This is a genomic window from Pseudomonas sp. Pse79 (assembly GCF_024519615.1).
In the GTDB taxonomy this organism is placed as follows: Bacteria; Pseudomonadota; Gammaproteobacteria; order Pseudomonadales; family Pseudomonadaceae; genus Aquipseudomonas; species Aquipseudomonas veronii.
The window spans coordinates 101,831-125,838 of record NZ_JALJRR010000002.1 but is presented as its reverse complement, the minus strand read 5'-3'; the positions used below and the strand labels follow the sequence as shown (position 1 = coordinate 125,838).

The following is a 24,008-nucleotide window of genomic DNA, read 5'->3' as shown; positions in this document are numbered from 1 at the left end:
GCTCAGTACAGCCCAGGCCGACGATCCCGGTGAACGTGGTTGTGCTCGCTGATTGACTTGTTCCTGGCCTGCGCCAAGGGCAAGTCAGCCACCAATTGTTGTTCCGTCGGGTGGGCGCTTGCTCCGGCCAGCGGGTAGCCATCGGCGTCGACGATGACCGAGCCGCCCACCCAGTTGACGCCACGTTCTTCGCCATGGCGGTCGCACGCAGCGATGAACATGCGGTTGACCGCCGCATTGGCCTGGACTCGCACGATCTCTGCCGGCCGCTCACCCGAGGGGCGCGGGCCGTCCGGCCAGTTCACCGGGGTGCAGAGCAAGTCGGCTTGCGCCAGCGCGGCCAGGCGTACCCACTCGGGCAGCTCCAGGTCGTAGCAGATCATCATGCCGATCCGCCCGACGGCGGTGTCGACCACCGGTGGCGGCGCATCACCGGCGGTGAAGATCAGCTTTTCACGGTCCCACAGATGCGCCTTGCGATACACCGTTAGCCTACCGTCGGGCTCAATCAACGCGGCGCTGTTGGCAACTCGGCCGGCACTCAGGCGCTCGCAGAAGCCGGCGACGACGATCAAGCCCAACTCGATAGCCAGGGCTTTCCACAGACACAGCGTCGGGCCATCGAGCGGTTCCGACACCGCTCTGGCTTCTGCCAGGTCATTGAACGCGTAGCCGCTTTGCATGAGTTCGGGCAGCACCACCACATGGGCGCCCAGGGCGGCGGCGCTGCGGATCGCCGTTTCACTCAGGCGACGGTTGTAGTCGGTGTCGCCCAGGTGCGGTTCCAGTTGATGACAGACAACGCGTACCGGTGTCATGACTCTTCGCCTTCAAACAGGCGGTCGCTGGCTTCAATTGCGCGTTGCTCGGCGGTCAGGTCACGTGTACATGACAGCAGGCAGTAGGCGATTGCAGAAACTGCCAGGCCGACCACGAATGCAATATCGGCCCCGTCCAAAGCCGTCGCGATGGGCCCTTGGTAAAACCCCAGGGAGATGAACGGTGTCATCGCCCCCAGGCCCAGGAAATAGGAAATAAGCCCGGCACCCGACCAGCGGCCGTAGATACCGTTCGGGTTGAAGATGTCACTGATTGCGTATTGCCCCTTGCGTACAACATAGAAGTCCGCGAGGTTGACGGCGGTCCAGGGCACGAGGAAATACAGCATCAGCAAGACGAAGGTATTGAAACTCTCCAGGTAGCTCTGCGGGATACTCAAAGCGATGGCGAAAATCGCGCCGCCCACCAGGCTGATTCCCACGATGCGCCCTTTGATGCCCGGTTTGATCGACACGAAGCCGTCAATCGCGCTGATCCCCGTCAGCATGGCGCCGTAGCAGTTGACGGCCATGATGCCAACCAGTGCGGGCACTGCGATCAATACGGTAAAGGTGCCAAACCCCGGAAGCAGTTGGTTGCCCACAGCCTGCACACTGCCGATGGCGTCGGGTGAGGGCAGCGCCGAGGCGAGAAAGGCCCCCAGCGACATCAGCCACAGCGCCGAGCCGGCGGCGCCCAGGTACGTCCAGGCGATGACTTTGCGCGACGGCGTGTCATGGCGCAGGTAGCGCGAGTAATCCGAGACGTAGACGGCGTAGCTGATCTGGTAACCCGCGGCGGCTGAAAGCTGGATCAGAAAAGCCGGCCAGGAAAAATGGGCGTTGGCCACCGCCATGTCGGCCTGCAGGTTCATCACGGCAGCAACCGTGAGGACCGCGAACACACTGATCATCACGTAGGTCAGCCAGCGTTGCACGGTGTGCAGGAGGTCGTGGCCGATCACGGCAATCACCACGGCCAGGAGGATCATCAAGGCGTACCACGGTGCGCGGTTGCCGGGCAGCACGGTATTGATGGCGTCGGTCGCCAGGATCACGTTGAACACGTTAAAGCCGATATACACGAACACCACTGCGATAAAGGGCACGATTGCCCCGCGCAGGCCGAACTGTGCCCGCGACTGGATCATCTGCGGCAAACCCATGCGCGGCCCCTGGTTGGCGTGGAACGCCATGGCGAACGTGCCCAGGCACACGCCGATGACAATCGCCAGGATCGCATACACCAGGCTCAGCCCCAAGGCTGCGCCGGTAAACCCGGTGACCAGGGTGGTCAGTACGAAGTTACCGGTGAACCAGAACGGTGCCTGATGCCAGACCTTGCCGTGGCGCTCATTACGCGGCACGTAGTCAATGGAGCGGGTTTCGATTTTCAGTGTGGTGGATGGCGGAGCAGCCGAACGGTTGGGGGGCGTGTTCATAGGCATCACGGTCTGTTTTTATTAAGTGAGACTATGAAGAGTCTTGTAACTAAAAAGATTATTGAATCGGCATTTGCAAATAATCACTTCACGAATTTCTGAACTGATTGCCTGAAGCCTTCTGAAGCAAGGCTTGTATTACGCATTGGCTTTTTATTTCCAAGTGATATAGAGCCATTTCCTACAATTATCTACGCTGAGCAGCACATACGTCGTATTCGCCCTTCGCATTGAAGCAGTAGGTGGACGTCCTGATTACATACCAAGGACGATTGCCATGTCTGCTATCCCCTCCCGCAGTAAAGGCGCAGCGCGCTTGCTTGCCAAGAATGTCACTGCACTTGTTCCGGACTTTCCTTTTCATTACGCCCGGTTTCTTGAAACGGCTGACAGTTTAGGCACGCCGTTGGCGCAGGTATCCCGCCAGGCCTATGGCAAGCAGGTCTTGATCGTCGGCGCCGGCGTCGCTGGAATGGTCGCGGCCTATGAAGCCATGCGTATGGGGTTGCACCCGGTGGTGGTGGAGGCTAGTGACCGCATCGGTGGGCGACTGTATTCCTATGTGGCGGGTGATCCGCAAGATCCTGCTAACTGTGTTATCTGCGAAAAGGGTGCCATGCGCTTTCCTGTTTCAGGCAAAGCGTTGATGCACTATTTCAATAAAGTTGGCATGACGGCCAATTCGACAGACTTTCCCAACCCGGGGTCGCCTTTTACTCCCAGCACGGTCGTCGACTATCAGCAAAAACAGGTCTATTACGAAGGCGATAATCTGCCGTTTGAATACGCCGAGATCGAGCGCAAGCTATTCGAAGTGTTTCTTGAACAGGACCCGATCAAGTTCACGGAGATGGAAACCGCAATGTCCGAGGACAGCCTTGATCCGGTCAAGATCAAAGCCTTGTGGAACGCCATTCTTGATGCGGGTTGGGACAACCTGAGTTTTTTTGCCGCGATGGTCGAGCAGGCGGGGTGGAGTCGCGAAGATATCGATCTGTTCGGCCAGATCGGCTTCGGCACGGGCGGCTGGAACACCGATTACCCGAACTGTTTCCTGGAAGTGCTGCGGGTGCTGTATACCGGGCTGGATACCAACCACAAGCTGATGTATGACGGCTCCAGCGAGCTGCCGGGCCGGCTTTGGAGGCGCGCCCCGGATACCTTCGGCGACACCATGGTCCATTGGCCTGCGGGGACCACCGTCGAAGGCCTGACCACCCAGGTCATCTCTCAGCCTTTGAACCAGGAAGTGCGACAGATCGTGCGTCGGTCGGATGGCGAGTTCGATGTTCGGGTGTTTGATCGCACTCTGGGAAGCGAGCACTCATACACCTTTCCTGCCGTGGTCTATACCCCTCACAAACGGGTCCTCGATAAATTCCGTTATATGGATGGCGCTGCCCGCTTTAACCAGATGAATGACCTGCTATCCCCCAAGGAATGGGAAGCGGTGATGTACACCCATTACATGCAGTCAGCCAAAATTTTCGCGCAAACCAAACGGCCGTTCTGGACCGATGTGGGGACTGATTTGCAATACAGGATGAGCGTGACGTTGTCGGAACGAATCACCCGTGGCACCTACCTGCTGGACTATGCTCAGAGCCAGGGACCTTACAAAGGCTGTGGCCTGTTTTTGTCCTACACCTGGAATGATGACGCCCTCAAATTCCTCGGTGATCGTGGTGCGCCGCTGCCGTCCCACGTGCAGTTATGCACGACCCTGCTGGATAGCGTGTATGCCCCACATCAGTTGAATCTGGCCGCGGAGTTCGGCATGACCAACCCCTTTGTCGAAATCAACTGGGAGGAGCAGCCGTTTTTCCTGTGCGCGTTCAAAATGAACCTGCCGGGGCAGTACGAGTACCAGCGCTTGCTGTTTTCGCAGTTCATGAACGGAGTGTCGGTTTTGAACCCCGATGGGTTCATTCTCGCGGGTGACGACGTTTCGTGGACGGGTGGCTGGGCGGAAGGGGCGGTGACGACGGCCTTGAACGCCGTGAATAAACTGGCGGTGAAATTCAACGGTGGGACCCTTCTCACGAACCGCGGCCCCATTGATGAATGGCAAGCGCTTCAGCCGAAGGCCTTGTAAGCCCGCCAGTTACCGCCGGCCCGCGTCGCAGGTCATGAGTCTGCGACGCGGGCCGTCGTTTCAGGCCCCCATCACTTCGCGAATATCCGCCGCCAGCTCGCGCACGCGTTCTTCCTCGGTGTCCCACGCACACATGAAGCGCGCGCCGCCTTTGCCGATGAAGGTGTAGAAGCGCCAGCCCTTGGCCGTCAGCGCGGCGATCGCCGGTTCCGAGAGTTGCAGGAACACGCCGTTGGCCTGCACCGGGAACATCAATTCCACGCCGGGAATATCCGCCACCAGGCTGCTCAACAACTGCGCGCAGTGGTTGGCGTGGCGCGCGTGTTTGAGCCAGGCGTCGTTTTCCAGCAGGCCCACCCACGGCGCAGAGAGGAAGCGCATCTTCGACGCGAGCTGGCCGGCCTGTTTGCAGCGGTAGTCGAAGTCTTCGGCCAGTGCGCGGTTGAAGAACAGAATCGCTTCGCCCACGGCCATGCCGTTTTTCGTGCCGCCGAAGCACAACACATCCACCCCGGCTTTCCAGGTCAGGTCGGCCGGCGAACAGCCGAGGAACGCGCAGGCGTTGGCGAAGCGCGCGCCGTCCATGTGCAGGTTCAGGCCGAGCTCTTTGCAGGTGGCGCTGATGGCGCGGATTTCGTCCGGGGTGTACACGCTGCCGACTTCAGTGGCCTGGGTCAGCGTCACCACGCGGGGTTTGGGGTAATGGATGTCCTGGCGCTTGAGGGCGATCTCGCGGATCGATTCCGGGGTCAGCTTGCCGTTTTCGGTGCGCGCGGTGAGCAGCTTGGAACCGTTGGAGAAAAACTCCGGTGCGCCGCATTCGTCGGTCTCGACGTGGGCGGTTTCCGAGCAGATCACGCTATGGTAGCTCTGGCACAGCGACGACAGCGCCAGGGAGTTGGCGGCGGTGCCGTTGAAGGCGAAGAACACTTCGCAGTCGGTCTCGAACAGGTTACGGAAACCGTCGGCGGCGCGGTGGGTCCATTCGTCATCGCCATAGGCGCGCTGATGGCCGTGGTTGGCTTGTTCCATGGCGGCCCAGGCTTCCGGGCAGATGCCGGAATAGTTATCGCTGGCGAATTGTTGGCTCTTGTCGGTCATGGCCCATTCCTGTGGTCGATGTTGGTGCACACTTTAACCAAGATTGTCTGGGGTGCACACGCACTGTAAATGCAAAGTCACTGGGGAATTATGCACGCTACTGAAACGATTCCTGTCGGACGTGTCCGCGATGGCGCCTTGGATTTGCTCAAGTGGCTGGCGCTGCTGAGCATGGTGCTGGACCACTTGCGTTATGTCGGGTTGAGCCTGGATGGCCTGTATGTGCCGGGGCGCCTGGCGTTCCCGTGGTTTTGCCTGGCGATTGCGGCGAATGTGCATCGGGTGCGAGACGCGCCAGTGAGCGGCCGCTGGCGTTACCTGGGCTGGTTGCTGTTGTTCAGCCTGATCAGTGAAGTGCCGTACCGGCTGTTCATCGAAGATGCCGATACGTTGAATGTGTTGCCCACCTTGGCGTTGGGCTTGCTGGTTGCCCGAGGATGGCAGCAGAAGGCGCTGGTTGATCGAGGATTGGCGCTGATTGCCCTGGCGATAGGCGCTGTGTTTTCCACGCAGTTGATGTTCGGTTTCTTCGGTGTATTGCTGCCGTGGGCGATGGTGTTGGTGTTTCGTCGGCCATGGTATTTCAGCGTATTTCCGGGGCTGCTGTGTGTGGCAGCCAATCAATGGCAGATTCTGCTCGATAGCGGCACGCCGGTGGCGCGGATGGGGTTGGCGGCATGCCTGATCGCGCCATTGGCCGGCCTGGTCCTGTTGCGACATGTCAAAAACGCCACGCCGCCGGCAATGCGGCGCTGGGCGCATGCCCTCTATCCTGTGCATTTCCTGCTGCTGCTACTCGTCCGTCAAATCATCGCCTAACCAGTGTGGGAGGGGCGGTGCGACGGTTCGACTTGCCCCCGATAGCGGTGTGTCAGCCACGGCATGTGCAAGCTGATCCACCGCTATCGGGGGCAAGCCCCCTCCCACATTTGTTCTGCGTTGTTCCAGCTATGTCGTAAACGCACCTTTGCGTGGCGTCCGTAGGCATTTGAGCTGCCGGCGCCAGCCCTACCATCGCATCAAAGGGCCCTGCACGGGCCTTAACAATACGAAAGGCTGGGAGAGACGCGATGTTCAGCAAACAAGACCAGATCCAGGGTTATGACGATGCACTGCTCGCGGCGATGAATGCCGAGGAGCAGCGGCAGGAAGATCATATCGAGCTGATCGCGTCGGAGAACTACACCAGCAAGCGCGTGATGCAAGCCCAGGGCAGCGGCCTGACCAACAAGTACGCCGAAGGCTACCCGGGCAAGCGCTACTACGGTGGTTGCGAGCATGTGGACAAGGTCGAAGCCCTGGCCATCGAGCGCGCCAAGCAGTTGTTCGGCGCCGACTACGCCAACGTGCAGCCGCATTCCGGCTCATCCGCCAACAGCGCGGTGTACCTGGCGCTGTTGAACGCCGGTGACACCATCCTCGGCATGAGCCTGGCCCACGGCGGCCACCTGACCCACGGCGCCAAAGTGTCGTCCTCGGGCAAGCTGTACAACGCGGTGCAATACGGCATCAACACCGACACCGGGCTGATCGACTACGACGAAGTCGAGCGCCTGGCCGTGGAGCACCAGCCGAAGATGGTGGTGGCCGGTTTCTCCGCCTACTCCAAGACCCTGGATTTCCCACGCTTCCGTCAGATCGCCGACAAGGTCGGTGCGCTGCTGTTCGTCGACATGGCCCACGTCGCCGGCCTGGTGGCCGCCGGTCTGTACCCGAACCCGCTGCCTTACGCCGACGTGGTCACCACCACCACCCACAAGACCCTGCGCGGTCCGCGTGGCGGCCTGATTCTGGCGCGTGCCAACGAAACGATCGAAAAGAAGCTCAACGCCGCTGTATTTCCTGGCGCCCAGGGCGGCCCGCTGATGCACGTCATCGCCGGCAAGGCGGTGTGCTTCAAGGAAGCCCAGGAGCCTGGCTTCAAGGCCTATCAGCAGCAAGTGATCGACAACGCCCAGGCCATGGCCGGCGTGTTTATCAAACGCGGCTACGATGTAGTGTCCGGCGGCACCGATAACCATCTGTTCCTGGTCAGCCTGATTCGCCAGGGCCTCACCGGTAAAGACGCGGACGCCGCCCTCGGTCGCGCCCACATCACCGTCAACAAGAACGCCGTGCCGAATGACCCACAGTCGCCGTTCGTGACGTCGGGCCTGCGTATCGGCACGCCGGCGGTGACCACGCGCGGTTTCAAGGTGCCGCAATGCATCGAGCTGGCCGGCTGGATCTGCGACATCCTCGACAACCTCGGCGACGCCGATGTCGAGGCCGACGTGGCCAAGCGCGTGTCGGCCCTGTGCGCTGATTTCCCGGTTTATCGCTGAGCGCGGTTTTGGAGTAATGACTATGCAACGCTACTCGGGCTTCGGCCTCTTCAAGCACTCACTCAGCCACCACGAAAACTGGCAGAAGATGTGGCGCACGCCGACCCCTAAAAAGGTGTACGACGTGGTCATCGTCGGCGGTGGCGGGCATGGTCTGGCGACCGCCTATTACCTGGCCAAGGAGCACGGCATCACCAATGTCGCCGTGGTCGAAAAGGGCTGGCTGGGCGGCGGTAACACCGCGCGCAACACCACCATCGTGCGTTCCAACTACCTGTGGGACGAGTCGGCGCACCTGTACGAACACGCGATGAAACTATGGGAAGGCCTGTCCCAGGACCTGAACTACAACGTGATGTTCTCCCAGCGCGGCGTCTACAACCTGTGCCACACCCTGCAGGACATCCGCGATTCCGAACGTCGCGTCAGCGCCAACCGCCTCAACGGCGTGGACGGCGAACTGCTCAACGCCAAACAGGTCGCGGACGAGATTCCGTACCTGGATTGCTCGAAGAACACCCGCTACCCGGTCATGGGCGCCACCGTGCAACGGCGCGGCGGCGTGGCCCGTCACGATGCCGTGGCCTGGGGCTTTGCCCGCGCCGCCGACGCCCTCGGAGTGGATTTGATCCAGCAGACCGAAGTGATCGGCTTTCGCAAGGAAAACGGCGTGTGCATCGGCGTCGAAACCAACAAAGGCTTTATCGGCGCCAAGCGCGTCGGTGTAGTCACGGCCGGTAACTCCGGGCACATGGCTTCGCTCGCCGGTTTCCGCCTGCCGATCGAATCGCACCCGCTGCAAGCACTGGTGTCGGAGCCGATCAAGCCGATTATCGACAGCGTGATCATGTCCAACGCCGTACACGGTTACATCAGCCAGTCCGACAAGGGCGACCTGGTGATCGGCGCCGGTATCGACGGCTACAACGGCTACGGCCAGCGCGGTTCGTACCCGGTGATCGAACACACCATCCAGGCCATCGTCGAGATGTTCCCGGTGCTCTCGCGCGTGCGTATGAACCGCCAGTGGGGCGGCATCGTCGACACCACGCCGGACGCCTGCCCGATCATCTCCAAGACCCCGGTGCCGAACATGTTCTTCAACTGCGGTTGGGGCACCGGCGGTTTCAAGGCCACTCCCGGTTCAGGCAACGTGTTTGCCGCGAGCCTGGCCAAGGGTGAAATGCACCCGCTGGCCGCACCTTTCTCCATCGACCGTTTCCACAACGGTGCGTTGATCGACGAACACGGCGCTGCGGCCGTCGCCCACTAACAGGAGAAATTCCCTATGTTGCATATCTTCTGTCCTCACTGTGGCGAACTGCGCTCCGAAGAGGAATTCCATGCCTCCGGCCAAGCGCACATCCCACGCCCGCTCGACCCCAACGCCTGCACCGATGAAGAGTGGGGCGACTACATGTTCTTCCGCGACAACCCCCGCGGCCTGCACCACGAGCTGTGGATTCACGCCGCCGGTTGCCGTCAGTACTTCAACGCGACCCGCGACACGCTGACCTACGAAATTCTTGAAACCTACAAAATCGGCACCAAGCCGCAATTCACCGCCAAGGCTGCTGGAGCGAAGGTATGAGCCAGATCAATCGCCTGTCCAACGGTGGCCGGATCGACCGTAACAAAGTCCTGACCTTCAGCTTCAACGGCCAGACCTACAAAGGCTTCGAAGGCGACACCCTGGCCGCCGCGCTGCTGGCCAACGGTGTCGACATCATCGGCCGCAGCTTCAAGTACTCGCGCCCACGCGGCATCTTTGCTGCCGGTGCCGAAGAGCCGAACGCGGTGCTGCAGATCGGCGCCACCGAAGCCACCCAGATTCCCAACGTGCGCGCCACGCAACAGGCGTTGTACCAGGGCCTCGTCGCCACCAGCACCAACGGCTGGCCGAGCGTGAACAACGACGTGATGGGCATTCTCGGCAAAGTCGGCGGCAAGCTGATGCCGCCGGGGTTCTACTACAAAACCTTCATGTACCCGCAGTCGTTCTGGATGACCTACGAGAAGTACATCCGCAAGGCTGCAGGTTTAGGCCGCTCGCCGACCGAGAACGACCCGGACACCTACGACAACTTCAACCGGCATTGCGACGTGCTGGTGGTCGGTGCCGGCCCGGCCGGTCTGGCCGCTGCACTGGCCGCTGCGCGCAGTGGCGCCCGCGTGATCATCGCCGATGAGCAGGAAGAGTTCGGCGGCTCGTTGCTCGATTCGCGCGAAAGCCTCGACGGCAAGCCGGCCACCGAGTGGGTCGCCAGCGTCATCGCCGAACTCAAAGCCCTGCCGGATGTGGTGCTGCTGCCCCGCGCCACCGTCAACGGTTACCACGACCATAACTTCCTGACCATTCACGAGCGTCTCACCGATCACCTCGGCGACCGTGCGCCGATCGGCCAGGTGCGCCAGCGTATCCACCGTGTGCGTGCCAAGCGCGTGGTGCTGGCGACCGGTGCGTGCGAGCGTCCGCTGGTGTACGGCAACAACGACGTGCCGGGCAATATGCTCGCCGGTGCAGTCTCGACTTACGTGCGCCGTTACGGCGTGGCGCCGGGCAAGAAACTGGTGCTGTCGACCAACAACGACCACGCCTACCGCGTCGCCCTGGACTGGTTGGAAGCCGGCCTGAAAGTGGTGGCCGTGGCCGATGCCCGCCATAACCCACGCGGCGCGCTGGTGGAAGAAGCCCGCGCCAAAGGCATTCGTATCCTCACCGGCAGCGCCGTGATCGAAGCCCGTGGCAGCAAGCATGTGAGCGGCGCCCGTGTTGCCGCCATCGATGTCAAAGCGCATACCGTCACCAGCCCCGGCGAGTGGCTGGACTGTGACCTGGTGGCCAGCTCCGGCGGCTACAGCCCGGTGGTCCACCTGGCCTCGCACCTGGGCGGCAAGCCGACCTGGCGCGAAGACATCCTCGGTTTTGTACCGGGTGAAGCACCGCAAAAGCGCGTGTGCGTTGGTGGTATCAACGGCGTCTACGGCCTGGGCGATTCCCTGGCGGACGGTTTTGAAGGGGGCGTGCGCGCCGCCAGCGAAGCCGGTTTTAGCCCGGTGGAAGGCACGCTGCCCAAAGCCTTGAACCGCTTGGAAGAACCGACGTTGGCGCTGTTTCAGGTGCCTCACGAGAAAGCCACTGCACGGGCGCCCAAGCAATTCGTCGACCTGCAGAACGACGTCACTGCGGCCGCCATCGAACTGGCGACCCGCGAAGGTTTCGAGTCGGTGGAACACGTCAAGCGCTATACCGCGCTGGGCTTCGGCACCGACCAGGGCAAGCTGGGTAACGTCAACGGCCTGGCCATTGCGGCGCGTTCGCTGAACGTGACCATCCCGCAGATGGGCACCACCATGTTCCGCCCCAACTACACGCCGGTGACCTTCGGCGCGGTTGCGGGGCGGCACTGTGGGCACATCTTCGAGCCCGTTCGCTACACCGCGCTGCACGCCTGGCATGTGAAGAATGGCGCCGAGTTTGAAGACGTCGGCCAGTGGAAACGCCCGTGGTACTTCCCGCGCAACGGTGAAGACCTGCACGCGGCGGTCAAGCGCGAATGCCTGGCGGTGCGCGACAGCGTCGGCCTGCTGGATGCGTCGACCCTCGGCAAGATCGACATCCAGGGCCCGGATGCCCGCGAGTTCCTCAACCGCATCTACAGCAACGCCTGGACCAAGCTCGACGTGGGCAAGGCGCGCTACGGCCTGATGTGCAAAGAAGACGGCATGGTCTTCGACGACGGCGTGACCGCTTGCCTGGCCGACAACCACTTCCTGATGACCACCACCACCGGCGGCGCGGCCCGTGTGCTGCAATGGCTGGAAATCTACCAACAGACCGAATGGCCGGACCTCAAGGTCTACTTCACCTCGGTCACCGACCACTGGGCGACCATGACCCTGTCGGGCCCCAACAGCCGCAAGCTGCTGGCCGAGGTCACCGACATCGACCTGGACAAGGACGGCTTCCCGTTCATGACCTGGAAAGAAGGCCTGGTCGGCGGCGTACCGGCGCGGGTGTTCCGCATCTCGTTCACCGGCGAGCTGTCGTATGAAGTCAACGTGCAGGCCGACTACGCCATGGGCGTGCTGGAGCAAATCGTCGAGGCCGGCAAAAAGTACAACCTGACCCCGTATGGCACCGAAACCATGCACGTCCTGCGGGCCGAGAAGGGCTTCATCATCGTCGGCCAGGACACCGACGGCTCGATGACCCCGGACGACCTGAACATGGGCTGGTGCGTCGGCCGTACCAAGCCGTTCTCGTGGATCGGCTGGCGCGGGATGAACCGCGAAGACTGCGTGCGCGAAGATCGCAAGCAATTGGTCGGCCTCAAGCCGATCGATCCAGCGGTGTGGCTGCCGGAAGGCGCGCAACTGGTGTTCGACGCCAAGCAGACGATCCCGATGAAGATGGTCGGCCACGTCACCTCCAGCTACGCGCATAACTCCCTCGGTTATTCGTTTGCGCTGGCGGTGGTCAAGGGCGGCTTGAAGCGCATCGGCGAGCGGGTGTTTTCGCCGCAAGCGGATGGCAGCGTGATCGAGGCGGAGATTGTGTCCTCGGTGTTCTTTGATCCGAAAGGCGACCGCCAGAACATCTGATAGACCGAGGCGCGCCATCGGGAGACAGGGGAATGCATTCCAAATGTGGGAGGGGGCTTGCCCCCGATGACGCCAGTAGCCACACAACAGAATTCAGCAAAGGTGCTCTATGACAGCAGCCAACGTATACCAACAACGCCCCACCACCGGGGCCAAGGCCGAGTCGTCGCTGCACCATGCCGACCTCGCCAGCCTGGTCGGCAAGGGCCGCAAGAATGCCGGCGTGACCGTGCGTGAAAAGAAACTGCTCGGCCACCTGACTATTCGCGGCGACGGCCATGACGCCGCCTTCGCCGCTGGCGTCCACAAGGCCCTGGGCATCGAACTGCCCGGCGCGCTGACGGTGATCGTCAACGGCGACACCAGCCTGCAATGGCTCGGCCCGGACGAGTGGCTGCTGGTGGTGCCGAGCGGTGAAGAATTCGCCGCCGAACAAAACCTGCGCGCCGCCCTGGGCGATCTGCATATCCAGATCGTCAATGTCAGCGGCGGCCAACAGATCCTCGAACTGCGCGGCCCGAACGTGCGCGACGTGCTGATGAAGTCCACCAGCTACGACGTACACCCCAACAACTTCCCGGTGGGCAAGGCGGTGGGCACGGTGTTCGCCAAGTCGCAACTGGTGATCCGCCATACCGCCGAAGACACTTGGGAGCTGGTGATTCGTCGCAGCTTCTCGGATTACTGGTGGTTGTGGTTGCAGGATGCCTCGGCCGAATTCGGCCTGAGCGTTCAAGCCTGATATGACCCCCACCCCCCTCACCCGCCACCCTGTAGGAGCGAGCTTGCTCGCGAAAACCTCAAGGGCACCGCGGTCATCCAGGATGCCCGCGTTATCGTTGACGATTTTCGCGAGCAAGCTCGCTCCTACAGGGGTGGGTGAGGCCGGGCTTTGCTTGAGGAGTGACCTGTCATGAGCCGCGCACCCGACACATGGATTTTGACCGCCGACTGCCCCAGCGTGCTCGGCACGGTGGACGCGGTCACCCGCTACCTGTTCGAGCAGGGTTGCTACGTCACCGAGCACCACTCGTTCGATGACCGGCTGTCAGGGCGCTTTTTTATCCGCGTGGAGTTTCGTCAGCCGGAGGGTTTCGATGAGCAAGCGTTCCGCGATGGCCTGGCCGCGCGCGGGGAAGCCTTTGGCATGGTCTTCGAACTGACGGCGCCGAACTATCGGCCCAAAGTGGTGATCATGGTGTCCAAGGCCGATCACTGCCTGAACGACTTGCTGTATCGCCAGCGTATCGGCCAACTGTCGATGGACGTGGTCGCGGTGGTGTCCAACCACCCCGATCTGAAACCGTTGGCCGACTGGCACCAGATTCCCTACTACCACTTCGCCCTCGACCCCAACGACAAACCGTCCCAGGAGCGTCAGGTGTGGCAAGTGATTGAAGACACCGGCGCGGAATTGGTGATCCTTGCGCGCTACATGCAAGTGCTGTCGCCGGAGCTGTGCCGCAAGCTGGATGGCAAGGCCATCAATATCCACCACTCGTTGTTGCCGGGGTTCAAGGGCGCCAAGCCGTATCACCAGGCGTACAACAAGGGCGTGAAGCTGGTCGGCGCGACGGCGCATTACATCAACAACGACCTGGATGAAGGCCCGATCATCGCCCAGGGTGTGGAGGTGGTGGATCACAGCCACTACCCCGAGGATCTGATTGCCAAGGGGCGCGATATCGAAGGGCTGACCCTGGCCCGGGCGGTGGGGTATCACATTGAACGGCGGGTGTTTTTGAATGCCAATAGAACGGTGGTGCTCTGACTGACGCCATCGGGGGCAAGCCCCCTCCCACAGGGGAATGCATTCCAACTGTGGGAGGGGGCTTGCCCCCGATGAGGCCCTAACAAACAACACAAGAAACAGCATCTGTAACCCGAGCACTCAACGCGCTGCCCACCCACGGGCAACGCGCTTTCATAAAAACAACAGCGAGGTGAAAGCATGTCTGGTAATCGTGGTGTCGTGTATCTCGGCAACGGCAAGGTCGAAGTACAGAGAATCGACTATCCCAAAATGCAGGACCCCCGTGGCAGGAAGATTGAGCACGGCGTCATCCTGCGCGTGGTCTCCACCAACATCTGCGGCTCCGACCAACACATGGTGCGTGGCCGCACCACTGCCCAGACCGGCCTGGTGCTCGGTCACGAGATCACCGGTGAAGTGATCGAGAAGGGCAGCGACGTCGAGAACCTGAAAATCGGCGACCTGGTGTCCGTGCCCTTCAACGTCGCCTGCGGCCGCTGCCGCTCCTGCAAAGAGCAACACACCGGCGTGTGCCTCACCGTCAACCCGGCCCGTGCCGGTGGCGCCTACGGCTATGTCGACATGGGCGACTGGACCGGCGGCCAGGCCGAATACGTGCTGGTGCCTTACGCCGACTTCAACCTGCTGAAACTGCCGGACCGCGACAAGGCCATGGAGAAAATCCGCGACCTGACCTGCCTCTCCGACATCCTGCCCACCGGCTACCACGGCGCCGTCACCGCCGGCGTTGGCCCTGGCAGCACCGTCTACATCGCCGGTGCCGGCCCGGTCGGCCTGGCCGCTGCCGCTTCCGCACGCCTGCTGGGCGCGGCGGTGGTGATCATCGGCGACGTCAACGCCATCCGCCTGGCCCACGCCAAGGCGCAAGGGTTTGAAGTGGTCGACCTGTCCACCGACACGCCGCTGCACGAACAGATCGCTGCCTTGCTCGGTGAGCCGGAAGTGGACTGCGCCGTCGACTGCGTGGGCTTCGAAGCACGCGGCCACGGGCATGACGGCGTCAAGCACGAAGCCCCGGCCACGGTGCTCAACTCACTGATGGGCGTGGTGCGCGTGGCGGGCAAGATCGGTATCCCCGGCCTGTACGTCACCGAAGACCCTGGCGCCGTCGACGCCGCCGCGAAGATGGGCAGCCTGAGCATCCGTTTTGGTCTGGGCTGGGCCAAATCCCACAGCTTCCACACCGGGCAAACGCCGGTGATGAAGTACAACCGCCAGTTGATGCAGGCGATCATGTGGGACCGCATTCACATTGCCGACATCGTCGGGGTCGAAGTCATCAGCTTGGATGACGCGCCGCGTGGGTATGGCGAGTTTGATGCGGGCGTGCCGAAGAAGTTTGTGATTGATCCGCATAAGTTGTTCAGCGCGGCGTAAACGCTAGAGCAAAAAACAAGGGCGCCTCGACGGGCGCCCTTATCAATTAGAGTGGGGCCGAGAGTCGAAGGTTAGCGGTCGATTTTATAGTTTCTGGCTTGCCCTCTTCATTTTCCGTCTGTACTTCAAGTGTTTTTCAACCATAGTCGCAGAATAGCTTTCCGTTAGCCTCCTGAACCCTGACCACGTTTTGCCATTGCCATTGCCATTGCCATTGGCATTGGCGGTGTACGAACGGGGTTGATTGGATGCCGGAGCAGCAGGGCACTGCGAAATCCGCGGTGCCCGTGGCTTAGCGAATCGCCAGCGCGCCTTGATACACCGTCGGCCCGGTCGGCTGCTTGCTCACCGATCCACCCTTGGTTTCCGAGCTCACCATCAAGCCCACCGGTTTGCTGATGGATTCCTGCTGGCGTGGATTCAAGCCGATGATGCCTTTGCCATCTTCCGGCAACAGGCCGAGGGATACCGGCGTGCCGTCCTCGGGGATGGCCCACAGTTCCAGGCTCTGATCAGGGGCAGGGGCCGTGGAGGCAATCGGCTGCACTTCCAGGTAGTCCTTGTGGGCCATGATCTGCGCTGCCGGCTGCTGGGTGGTGGTCACCAGGGTGGCGGCGGATTTGACGCTGTCCTGGGTGTAGAGCGCGCCGCCGATACCGGCGGCCACTACAGCGCAGGCGCCGATGAACAGGCGCGGGCGGCTCCAGAATGAAGGCTTGTGATCAATCACTTGGGGGTGGATCGTCGTCATAAGTCTCTTCCTGACAAATTGTGTAGTCAGTTCATGGACCGGCTTATCGCAGTTGGGTTCCGGAGCGGGTTTGGAACAAGTGACGAAAAGGCCAGTCAAACGCCTGCTTTCACCCCTACATCCAGAGGTTGTTTCGATGAAGATTTCACGCGGTTTCGCCCTTTCCTGCCTGATGACCCTGGCAGCCGGCCCGGTATTCGCCGCCGGGTTCAGCCTTGGCGATGCGGCCAATGCGATTTCCGGTATGCAGGGCGGCAACAACAAAGCCGCTGCCGTTGCGCCGTCGTCCGAAACGGCCGGTTTGCTGAGTGCCCTGACCTCACAATTGAATGTCACCCCCGAGCAAGCCGTCGGCGGCACCGGCGCCATGCTGGGCCTGGCCAGGAACCAACTGAGCAGCACCGACTATTCGCAACTGGGGAAAAGCGTGCCGGGTCTCGACCAACTGTCGGGCAGCAATGCGTTGGGCAGCCTCGGCGCCTTGAGCGGGATGCTCGGCCAGAGCGGTGGCAGCAAGACCAGCGGCCTCGACGGCCTGCTGGGTAACGTGAAGAACACCAACGACCTGAACACCGCGTTCAGCGCGCTGGGCATGGACAGCGGCATGATCGGCCAATTCGCCCCGGTGATCCTGCAATACCTGGGCGGCCAGGGTGCCAACAGTTCGCTGCTGGGCAAACTGGGCCAGGCTTGGGGCACCGGCAGCTAAGGCCGTGGTCCTTCAAAGCGGGTTCGCCCCCGCTTTGAAGTGGCCGGCAGGTTGCGGGGAACAGCGTTACGGTTGGTACTCAAAAGTACATTGGGAGGCGTCGATCGATACAGCGCCGCCTTGATTCCCGCAGCTGGTTCCTTTCCATGCTGTACCGGTCGCGGCCTTCGGGTTGTTAAACGGCAGGCCCAATTGAACATAGGGTTTGGAAACGTTGTTTACCGGCTCTGCGTTTTCTCTTTGCGTTGTACCGCCATAACTGCAGAGTATTTTCCCGTGGATCATTTCGGCACTGACTAACATCAGGTTGTATTTAGGTTCGAGGTAGGTCTCGCTTGTGGCCGTGGACTGGCCCTCCCACATCTGGCCACCGGGCCCGGGGGCTTCGTATTTGAAGCCTTGGTTGAAGTCCGGAGGAAGGTCCGGGTCGGTATACGGCGTAGCTTTTATTGAACTGACTGCGGGGCACGTGGCCATTTCTGCATGGGCAATGTTCGCTGCTGTCAGTAACGCTATGCCGGCGAAGAGGACTTTGATGGTCATGATCAGGGCACTCGACTGAGATGGAGTCCTTAGCCTAATCAGCCGCCCAAGGCGGGCGGAACTGTTAACTCTGACAGTTTTTTATGCGTTTTCAGACGATGCCCTATCGCGGGTTCGCTGCAGGGCAAGCGGGTCCAGGCGTGGGGCGCGGGTAGCCGAGGATTGAGTCAGCCCCTCGTTTGGCAATGCTGCGCAACAACTCTCGAGGAACTGTGTGGGATGTTTCACCACCTACGGGGACTGCCCCAGGAAAACCAACCCTCCTGGGGTGGATTCTTCAATCCGGTCAGGTAGGAGTCTTCCATGAACATCGTCAACACCTACAACGCTCTCGCTAGCGCTTCGTATCACGCCGCGACCCACAAGCCCGCTGCCGCAGAGCAAGGAAAAGCGCCCCACGACGCCAGCCAGGAGCAGGCTGATACCGTGAGCAGTCACGACACCATCGAGATAGCGCACGGGTGGCGTACCGGTGACGATTCGGCCACGTGGCCTAAGCGCCCGTAACGGTTACTTTGCCCATAAGGCCCCAGCGGTTTCGCCTCGCAGTTCCTGAATCCGCTGATCTTTCTCCATCCAGAGCCGGTTCACCCAGTTCTGTACGACCTGGCGAAACGCCGGGTCGTTTTCGTAGTCGCCCTGCCACAGCGCCGGGTCCAGCTCACGGGTGCGGATATCGATGATCACCTTCGGTACCGCCCCGCTGATCAGATCCCAGAACCCCGGCGTCTTCGCTTGCGGATAGACCACGGTCACGTCGAGCACGGCATCCAGTTGTTCGCCCAGCGCCGCCAACACAAACGCCACGCCGCCGGCCTTGGGCCTGAGCAGGTGGGCAAACGGTGAGCCTTGCTGGGCACGCTTGGCCTCGCTGAACCGGGTGCCTTCCAGGTAGTTGACCACCGTCACCGGCTGGCGCTTGAACAGCTCGCAGGCCTGGCGGGTGATCTTCAAGTCCTGGCCCGCCAGTTCCGGGTGCTTGGCCAGGAACGCCTTGGTGTAGCGCTTCATGAACGGATAATCCAGCGCCCACCAGGCCAGGCCGAGGAAGGGCACCCAGACCAGTTCTTTCTTCAGGAAGAACTTGAAGAACGGCGTGCGGCGGTTGAGGGCCTGGATCAGCGCGGGGATATCGACCCAGGATTGGTGGTTACTGATCACCAGGTACGAAGTGTCGCCGCGCAGGTCGTCTGCGCCGCGGATGTCCCATTGGGTCGGGATGCACAGCGCGAAGATCAGTTTGTCGATTTCGGCCCAGGTCTCGGCGATCCACATCACGGCCCATGACGCGTAATCGCGATAGCGACCGGGGGCCACCAGCTTGAGCAGGGCAAACACCGTCAGCGGCCCGATCAGGACCAGGGTGTTGAGCAGGAGCAGCAGCGAGACGAAACAGCCGGTGAGCAGGCGGCGCATAAGTAACTCTTGGAATTCTGTGGGCGGGACATAATAAGAGAGCGGCGTCTAGAGGCCAAATCGCAAATCGCCCGACGAATGTTTCACAATATGCCGGGTATGGTTGCAGAACTAACTAAGTGCTGCCTTTGCGGTCTAGAATTCGCCTACTTCTTTCCGAGGAAATCACTTCGTGAAACTGCTCCTTGCCTCGCTCGCCCTGGCGGCCTTGCCCGTCATGGCCGCCGAACCGACCGTTTACGGCCGCTACGAATACATCCAGTTGCCGGAGATCGGCGAAACCTTCAAGGCCAAGATGGACACCGGCGCGCTGACCGCCTCGCTGTCGGCCCGTGACATCGAGACCTTCACCCGTGACGGCGACGATTGGGTGCGCTTCCGCGTCGGCGGCAAGGACGCCGGCAACAAAGTCTACGAACACAAGGTGGCGCGCATCAGCAAGATCAAGAGCCGCGCCGACGAAGACGAGGACAAGGAAGAAGCCACCGTGGCCACGCGCCCGGTGATCGACCTGGAAATGTGCCTGGGCAACGTCAAGCGCACCGTCGAGGTCAACCTCACCGACCGCAGCAGCTTCAACTACCCGCTGCTGATCGGCGCCAAGGCGCTGCGTGAGTTCGGCGCCGCGGTGAACCCGGCGCGTCGCTACACCGCCGACAAGCCGGACTGCTGACGGACCGCCATGCCGCATATCCTGATTGTCGAAGACGAAGCGGCGATAGCCGACACACTGGTTTTCGCCCTGCAAGGCGAGGGCTTTACCACCACCTGGCTGAGCCTCGGCCAGGAAGCGCTGGCCCACCAGCGCCAGACCCCGGCCGACCTGATCATCCTCGACATCGGCCTGCCCGACATCAGCGGCTTTGAAACCTGCAAGCAACTGCGGCGCTTCAGCGAAGTGCCGGTGATGTTTCTCAGTGCCCGCGATAGCGAGATCGACCGCGTGGTCGGGCTGGAGATCGGTGCCGACGATTATGTGGTCAAGCCGTTCAGCCCACGGGAAGTGGCGGCGCGGGTCAGGGCGATCCTCAAGCGCGTCGGCCCTGGCGTCGCTCCGGCGTTGTTCCAGGTCGACCTGGAGCGCATGCAGATCACCTACCGTGGCCTGGCACTGAGCCTGACCCGCCATGAGTTCCGCTTGCTGCAAAGCCTGCTGGAACAACCCGAGCGTGTGTTCAGCCGCGAACAACTGCTGGACGCGGTCGGCGTGCCGGCCGATGCCGGCTATGAGCGCAATATCGACAGCCATATCAAAAGCCTGCGCAGCAAATTACGCAGCGTGGCGGCGCAGGCCGAACCGATCCAGACCCATCGCGGCCTCGGCTACAGCTACAGCCCGAGCCACAGCTGATGCGCCTGGGGCTGCGGTTTTTCCTGGTCTACGCGCTGTTTATCGGCTTCACCGGTTACTTCGTGCTGAACACCGTGATGAAGGAAATCCGCCCCGGCGTGCGCCAGTCCACCGAAGAAACCCTGGTGGACACCGCCAACCTGCTGGCGGAAATCCTGCGCAACGACGTCAAGAACGGCACCCTCGCCCAAAGCCACTGGCCGGAGCTGCTCAAGGCCTACGGCACCCGTCAGCCGGGCGCGACCATCTGGGGCCTGCCGAAAAACCAGGTCAACCACCGCATCTACGTGACCGACGCCAACGGCATGGTGTTGCTCGACTCCAGCGGCGAAGCCGTGGGCCAGGACTACTCCAAATGGAACGACGTGTACCTGACCCTGCGCGGCGAGTACGGCGCGCGTTCCACCCGCAGCGCGCCGGATGATCCGGCCTCGTCGGTGATGCACGTGGGCGCGCCGATTCGCGACAACGGGCAGATCATCGGCGTGGTCACGGTGGCCAAGCCGAACAGTTCGCTGCAGCCTTATGTCGATCGCACCGAGCACCGGTTGCTGTGGTACGGCGCCGGCTTGGTGATCCTCGGCCTGCTGCTCGGCGCGCTGTTGTCGTGGTGGTTGAGCGTGGCACTGCGCCGGCTTACCGCGTATGCCGAGGCGGTCAGCGAGGGGCGGCGCGCCGAATTGCCGCATTACCGTGGCGGCGAGCTGAAGCAGTTGTCCACCGCCGTGGAGCACATGCGGACACAGCTGGAGGGCAAGGCTTATGTGGAGCATTACGTCCATACCCTGACCCACGAATTGAAGAGCCCGCTGGCGGCGATTCGCGGCGCGGCCGAGCTGTTGCAGGGCGACATGAGCCGCGAGCAGCAACAGCGCTTTGTCGGCAATATCGACAGCGAAAGTACCCGCCTGCAGCAGTTGATCGAGCGCTTGCTGAACCTGGCCCAGGTCGAGCAACGCCAGGGCCTGGAGGCGCAAGCCAGCCTGCCGCTGGCCGCGCTGGTGGACGATGTGCTCAAGGCCCAATGCGCGCGCATCGAAGGTGCCGGCTTGCGCATCGAACAAACGATCGGCGCTGAGGTGAAGGTCTTCGGCGAACCGTTCCTGCTGCGCCAGGCCCTGGGCAACCTGCTCGACAACGCCCTGGACTTCACGCCGGCGGGCGGGGTGTTGCGGTTCAGCGCGCAGACCCGGCACAACGCTGTGCAGGTCAGCCTGTTCAACCAGGCCGCGCCGATTCCCGACTACGCCTTGCCGCGCCTGAGCGAGCGTTTCTACTCGCTGCCGCGTCCGGCCAGCGGGCGCAAAAGCACCGGCCTGGGCCTCAACTTTGTCGAGGAAGTGATGAAGCTGCATGGCGGCACGTTGCAGATCGGCAACGTACACGGTGGCGTGCAAGTGGTGCTGCATCTCCACACAGTCTCCACATTGCCCACATAAATTTCCCACATGCGCGGCTCACGCTTTCCCCATCAAAACAGGGAGAGCCCCATGAACCGCAGCCTGCTTTTCAAACTTGGCGCGATTGCGCTATTGATCCTGCTATTGCTGATTCCATTGCTGATGATCAACGGCCTCATCGCCGACCGCCAATACACTCGCGACAGTGTCCTGATGGATATCGCCCGTAGCTCCAGCTACAGCCAGCGCCTCACCGGCCCGGTGATTGTGGTGCCGTACCGCAAGACTGTCCGCGAGTGGAAGCTCAATGAAAAACTCAACAGGCGCTACGAGGAAACCCGTGAAGTGCGCGGTCGTCTGTATTTCCTGCCGGAGCGTTTTGAGCTCGACGGGCGGGTGCAGACCGAACTGCGCGCGCGTGGCATCTACCAGGCCCGGCTGTTCCACGCCGACAACCGCATCAGCGGACGCTTCGTCTTGCCGGAGCAATGGGGCATCAAGGAAAATTTCGCCGATTACCGCTTTGAGCCGGCGTTTCTGGCGGTGGGTATCAGCGATATTCGCGGTATCGAAAACGCACTGAAGCTGGAGCTGGGCAGCCAGCGCCTGGAGTTTGCGCCAGGCACCCACGTCGAGTGGCTGGGCGAGGGGGTGCATGTGGCGCTGCCGGAGCTGGACAGCAAAACCCCGGCCGCGCTGGACTTCGCCTTCGACCTGCGCCTGCAAGGCACCGAGCAACTGCAAGTGGTACCGGTGGGCAAGACCAGCCAGGTCACACTGGCCTCCAACTGGCCGCACCCGAGCTTCATCGGCAACTTCCTGCCGGCGCAACGGGAAGTCACCGACAAGGGCTTCAGCGCCAACTGGCAGACCTCATTCTTCTCCACCAACCTCGAAGAAGCCCTGCGCGGCTGCCTGGACGAACGCGGCTGTGACGACTTCAACAACCGCAGCTTCGGGGTGAACTTCATCGACCCGGTGGACCAGTACCTCAAGAGCGACCGCGCGATCAAATATGCGCTGCTGTTCATCGCCCTGACCTTTGCCGGTTTCTTCCTGTTCGAAGTGCTCAAGGGCTTGGCGGTGCATCCGATCCAGTACGCCCTGGTGGGGTTCGCCCTGGCGTTTTTCTACCTGTTGTTGCTGTCGTTGTCCGAGCACCTGGGCTTTGCCTTGGCGTACCTGATTTCGGCGAGTGCCTGTGTGTTGTTGATTGGTTTCTACGTGTGCCATGTGCTGCGCAGCGTCGCCCACGGCCTGGGGTTTTCGGCCGGGCTGGCGGCGTTGTATGGCTTGTTGTACGGGCTATTGAGTGCCGAGGACTACGCGCTGCTGATGGGCTCGCTGTTGCTGTTCGGCCTGCTGGGGACGGTGATGGTGCTGACACGCAAACTGGATTGGTACGGCGTGGGCAAACGCAAGGTGGCCGAGCCCTTGGCATTCGATCTGGAGGCGGTGCAATGATCGGGTTGCGTGAGGACCAGCGGGAGCGAGCGCAGTTGGTGGCGAGGATTGTGGCGTTGTTTCCTGCGCCACCTATGCGCAGGGTCAAACCGGCGGCTGTGTCTCAAGCATCGAAGGGCGCTGGCTGACTTCGGCGTACCAGGCGGCAAGCTGGGGGTTGGCGTCGCGCCAGTGCAGGTCCGGGTGGCGGAAATCCAGGTAACCCAAGGCGCAGGCCACGCTGATCGCGGCGATATCGAAGTGGCTGGCCAGTTCGGCAATCGCATCCGCTTCCAGCTCCGCCAGGGTGCGCCGGATCTTGTTGCGCTGTTCGTCGAGCCACGGCGCCCAGTGTTTTTCCGACGGGCGCAGGGCGCTCTCGTAACGCACCAGCACGGCGGCATCCATGATGGCGTCGGCCATCGAGGCCAGGGTCAAGCGACGCCAGCGGGCCGAGCCGTCACGCGGGATCAGCGGGTTGCCGACGTGCTGGTGGTCGAGGTAATCGAGGATCACCCGGCTGTCGTGCAACACCGTGCCATCGGCCAGGCGCAAGGCCGGGATCTTGCCCACCGGGTTTTCGTTGACCAGTTGCACGTCCGGGTTGACCGGTGTCGGCATGCAGAGCTGCAGGGCCACACGGTTCTGCTGGCCGGTTTCGGCCAGCAGCACGCGGACTTTGCGCACGAACGGCGAAGCGGGGTTGTGGAACAAGGTCATGCTGGGAGCGGACATAGGCATTCCTCTGGATGGGATGGGCAGTCGCTAGCCTAGTGGGTTGCGCCGTGGCTGGCGAGGGGGGGGCTGTGGTTCTTGAGGGCCTCATCGGGGGCAAGCCCCCTCCCACAGGGGAATGCAT

Annotated in this window: 22 protein-coding genes; 15 read left to right on the top strand and 7 right to left on the bottom strand. The window is 62.0% G+C overall.

What is annotated here, in order from left to right; all coding sequences use genetic code 11:
* Window positions 1–2: 2 nt before the first annotated feature.
* Entirely contained in the window at window positions 3–818 is an 816-nt protein-coding gene (locus tag NR164_RS03720) for a nitrilase-related carbon-nitrogen hydrolase (protein WP_079444840.1), read from the bottom strand.
* Window positions 815–2,260, bottom strand: coding sequence for a cytosine permease (locus tag NR164_RS03715; protein WP_046381813.1), 1,446 nt, complete (start codon window positions 2,258–2,260; stop codon window positions 815–817). Before NR164_RS03715 ends, NR164_RS03720 begins: the two co-directional genes overlap by 4 nt.
* Before the next feature lie 277 nt (window positions 2,261–2,537).
* On the opposite strand from NR164_RS03715, the gene NR164_RS03710 reads away from it, so the two are divergent.
* Complete coding sequence (locus tag NR164_RS03710) at window positions 2,538–4,355, top strand: flavin monoamine oxidase family protein (RefSeq protein ID WP_177031780.1); 1,818 nt, start codon at window positions 2,538–2,540, stop codon at window positions 4,353–4,355.
* Window positions 4,356–4,415: 60 nt separating this feature from the next.
* Here the strand turns inward: NR164_RS03710 and NR164_RS03705 are convergent, their stop codons facing one another.
* Entirely contained in the window at window positions 4,416–5,456 is a 1,041-nt protein-coding gene (locus NR164_RS03705) for a low specificity L-threonine aldolase (RefSeq protein ID WP_017847880.1), read from the bottom strand.
* A 90-nt stretch (window positions 5,457–5,546) separates the two neighbouring features.
* Here NR164_RS03705 and NR164_RS03700 point away from each other — a divergent pair, with 90 nt between their 5' ends.
* The 8 genes from NR164_RS03700 (at window position 5,547) to fdhA (ending at window position 15,536) form a co-directional block, all read left to right on the top strand.
* A complete protein-coding gene (locus tag NR164_RS03700) occupies window positions 5,547–6,275 on the top strand; it encodes a TraX family protein (RefSeq protein WP_256822315.1) in 729 nt (242 codons plus the stop codon).
* A gap of 251 nt (window positions 6,276–6,526) precedes the next feature.
* Complete coding sequence (gene glyA, locus NR164_RS03695) at window positions 6,527–7,780, top strand: serine hydroxymethyltransferase (protein WP_017847878.1); 1,254 nt, start codon at window positions 6,527–6,529, stop codon at window positions 7,778–7,780.
* A gap of 22 nt (window positions 7,781–7,802) precedes the next feature.
* Entirely contained in the window at window positions 7,803–9,053 is a 1,251-nt protein-coding gene (locus NR164_RS03690; RefSeq protein ID WP_003209185.1) for a sarcosine oxidase subunit beta, read from the top strand.
* Window positions 9,054–9,068: 15 nt separating this feature from the next.
* Entirely contained in the window at window positions 9,069–9,371 is a 303-nt protein-coding gene (locus NR164_RS03685) for a sarcosine oxidase subunit delta (RefSeq protein WP_017847877.1), read from the top strand.
* Complete coding sequence (locus tag NR164_RS03680) at window positions 9,368–12,385, top strand: sarcosine oxidase subunit alpha (protein ID WP_046381816.1); 3,018 nt, start codon at window positions 9,368–9,370, stop codon at window positions 12,383–12,385. Before NR164_RS03685 ends, NR164_RS03680 begins: the two co-directional genes overlap by 4 nt.
* A 109-nt stretch (window positions 12,386–12,494) precedes the next feature.
* The gene (locus NR164_RS03675) at window positions 12,495–13,127 is read left to right on the top strand and encodes a sarcosine oxidase subunit gamma (RefSeq protein ID WP_046487905.1); all 633 of its coding nucleotides are present in this window, start codon (window positions 12,495–12,497) and stop codon (window positions 13,125–13,127) included.
* A 171-nt stretch (window positions 13,128–13,298) separates the two neighbouring features.
* Window positions 13,299–14,156 carry a formyltetrahydrofolate deformylase gene (gene purU / locus NR164_RS03670; protein WP_017847874.1) on the top strand — a complete coding sequence of 286 codons (858 nt, stop codon included), beginning with the start codon at window positions 13,299–13,301 and terminating at the stop codon, window positions 14,154–14,156.
* A 180-nt stretch (window positions 14,157–14,336) separates the two neighbouring features.
* Window positions 14,337–15,536, top strand: coding sequence for a formaldehyde dehydrogenase, glutathione-independent (fdhA, locus tag NR164_RS03665; RefSeq protein ID WP_256822314.1), 1,200 nt, complete (start codon window positions 14,337–14,339; stop codon window positions 15,534–15,536).
* Window positions 15,537–15,828: 292 nt separating this feature from the next.
* On the opposite strand, the gene NR164_RS03660 is transcribed toward fdhA, so the two are convergent.
* Entirely contained in the window at window positions 15,829–16,287 is a 459-nt protein-coding gene (locus tag NR164_RS03660; RefSeq protein WP_057003918.1) for an anti-sigma factor domain-containing protein, read from the bottom strand.
* 136 nt (window positions 16,288–16,423) lie between these two features.
* Here NR164_RS03660 and NR164_RS03655 point away from each other — a divergent pair, with 136 nt between their 5' ends.
* Window positions 16,424–16,996, top strand: a complete 573-nt coding sequence (locus NR164_RS03655) for a DUF2780 domain-containing protein (protein ID WP_177029892.1) — start codon at window positions 16,424–16,426, stop codon at window positions 16,994–16,996.
* Window positions 16,997–17,062: 66 nt separating this feature from the next.
* Here NR164_RS03655 and NR164_RS03650 read toward each other — a convergent pair whose 3' ends face one another.
* Entirely contained in the window at window positions 17,063–17,539 is a 477-nt protein-coding gene (locus tag NR164_RS03650) for a hypothetical protein (protein ID WP_017847869.1), read from the bottom strand.
* 303 nt (window positions 17,540–17,842) lie between these two features.
* On the opposite strand from NR164_RS03650, the gene NR164_RS03645 reads away from it, so the two are divergent.
* Window positions 17,843–18,046, top strand: coding sequence for a hypothetical protein (locus tag NR164_RS03645; protein WP_017847868.1), 204 nt, complete (start codon window positions 17,843–17,845; stop codon window positions 18,044–18,046).
* A gap of 3 nt (window positions 18,047–18,049) precedes the next feature.
* Here NR164_RS03645 and NR164_RS03640 read toward each other — a convergent pair whose 3' ends face one another.
* Window positions 18,050–18,955 (bottom strand): acyltransferase, encoded by a 906-nt coding sequence (locus NR164_RS03640; protein WP_057003916.1) that lies wholly within the window; start codon window positions 18,953–18,955, stop codon window positions 18,050–18,052.
* A 172-nt stretch (window positions 18,956–19,127) separates the two neighbouring features.
* Here NR164_RS03640 and NR164_RS03635 point away from each other — a divergent pair, with 172 nt between their 5' ends.
* Genes NR164_RS03635 through creD form a run of 4 tightly spaced genes read left to right on the top strand, consistent with a single transcriptional unit; the run spans window position 19,128 to window position 23,170 of the window.
* Complete coding sequence (locus NR164_RS03635) at window positions 19,128–19,628, top strand: ATP-dependent zinc protease (protein ID WP_046381822.1); 501 nt, start codon at window positions 19,128–19,130, stop codon at window positions 19,626–19,628.
* Between the two features lie 9 nt (window positions 19,629–19,637).
* Window positions 19,638–20,306 (top strand): two-component system response regulator CreB, encoded by a 669-nt coding sequence (creB, locus tag NR164_RS03630; protein ID WP_057003915.1) that lies wholly within the window; start codon window positions 19,638–19,640, stop codon window positions 20,304–20,306.
* Window positions 20,306–21,745, top strand: a complete 1,440-nt coding sequence (creC, locus tag NR164_RS03625; protein ID WP_046381824.1) for a two-component system sensor histidine kinase CreC — start codon at window positions 20,306–20,308, stop codon at window positions 21,743–21,745. The genes creB and creC overlap by 1 nt, the downstream gene beginning before the upstream one ends.
* Window positions 21,746–21,796: 51 nt before the next feature.
* Window positions 21,797–23,170 carry a cell envelope integrity protein CreD gene (creD, locus tag NR164_RS03620; protein WP_256822312.1) on the top strand — a complete coding sequence of 458 codons (1,374 nt, stop codon included), beginning with the start codon at window positions 21,797–21,799 and terminating at the stop codon, window positions 23,168–23,170.
* 84 nt (window positions 23,171–23,254) lie between these two features.
* On the opposite strand, the gene NR164_RS03615 is transcribed toward creD, so the two are convergent.
* Window positions 23,255–23,884 carry a glutathione S-transferase gene (locus tag NR164_RS03615; RefSeq protein ID WP_256822311.1) on the bottom strand — a complete coding sequence of 210 codons (630 nt, stop codon included), beginning with the start codon at window positions 23,882–23,884 and terminating at the stop codon, window positions 23,255–23,257.
* Between the last annotated feature and the right edge of the window lie 124 nt (window positions 23,885–24,008).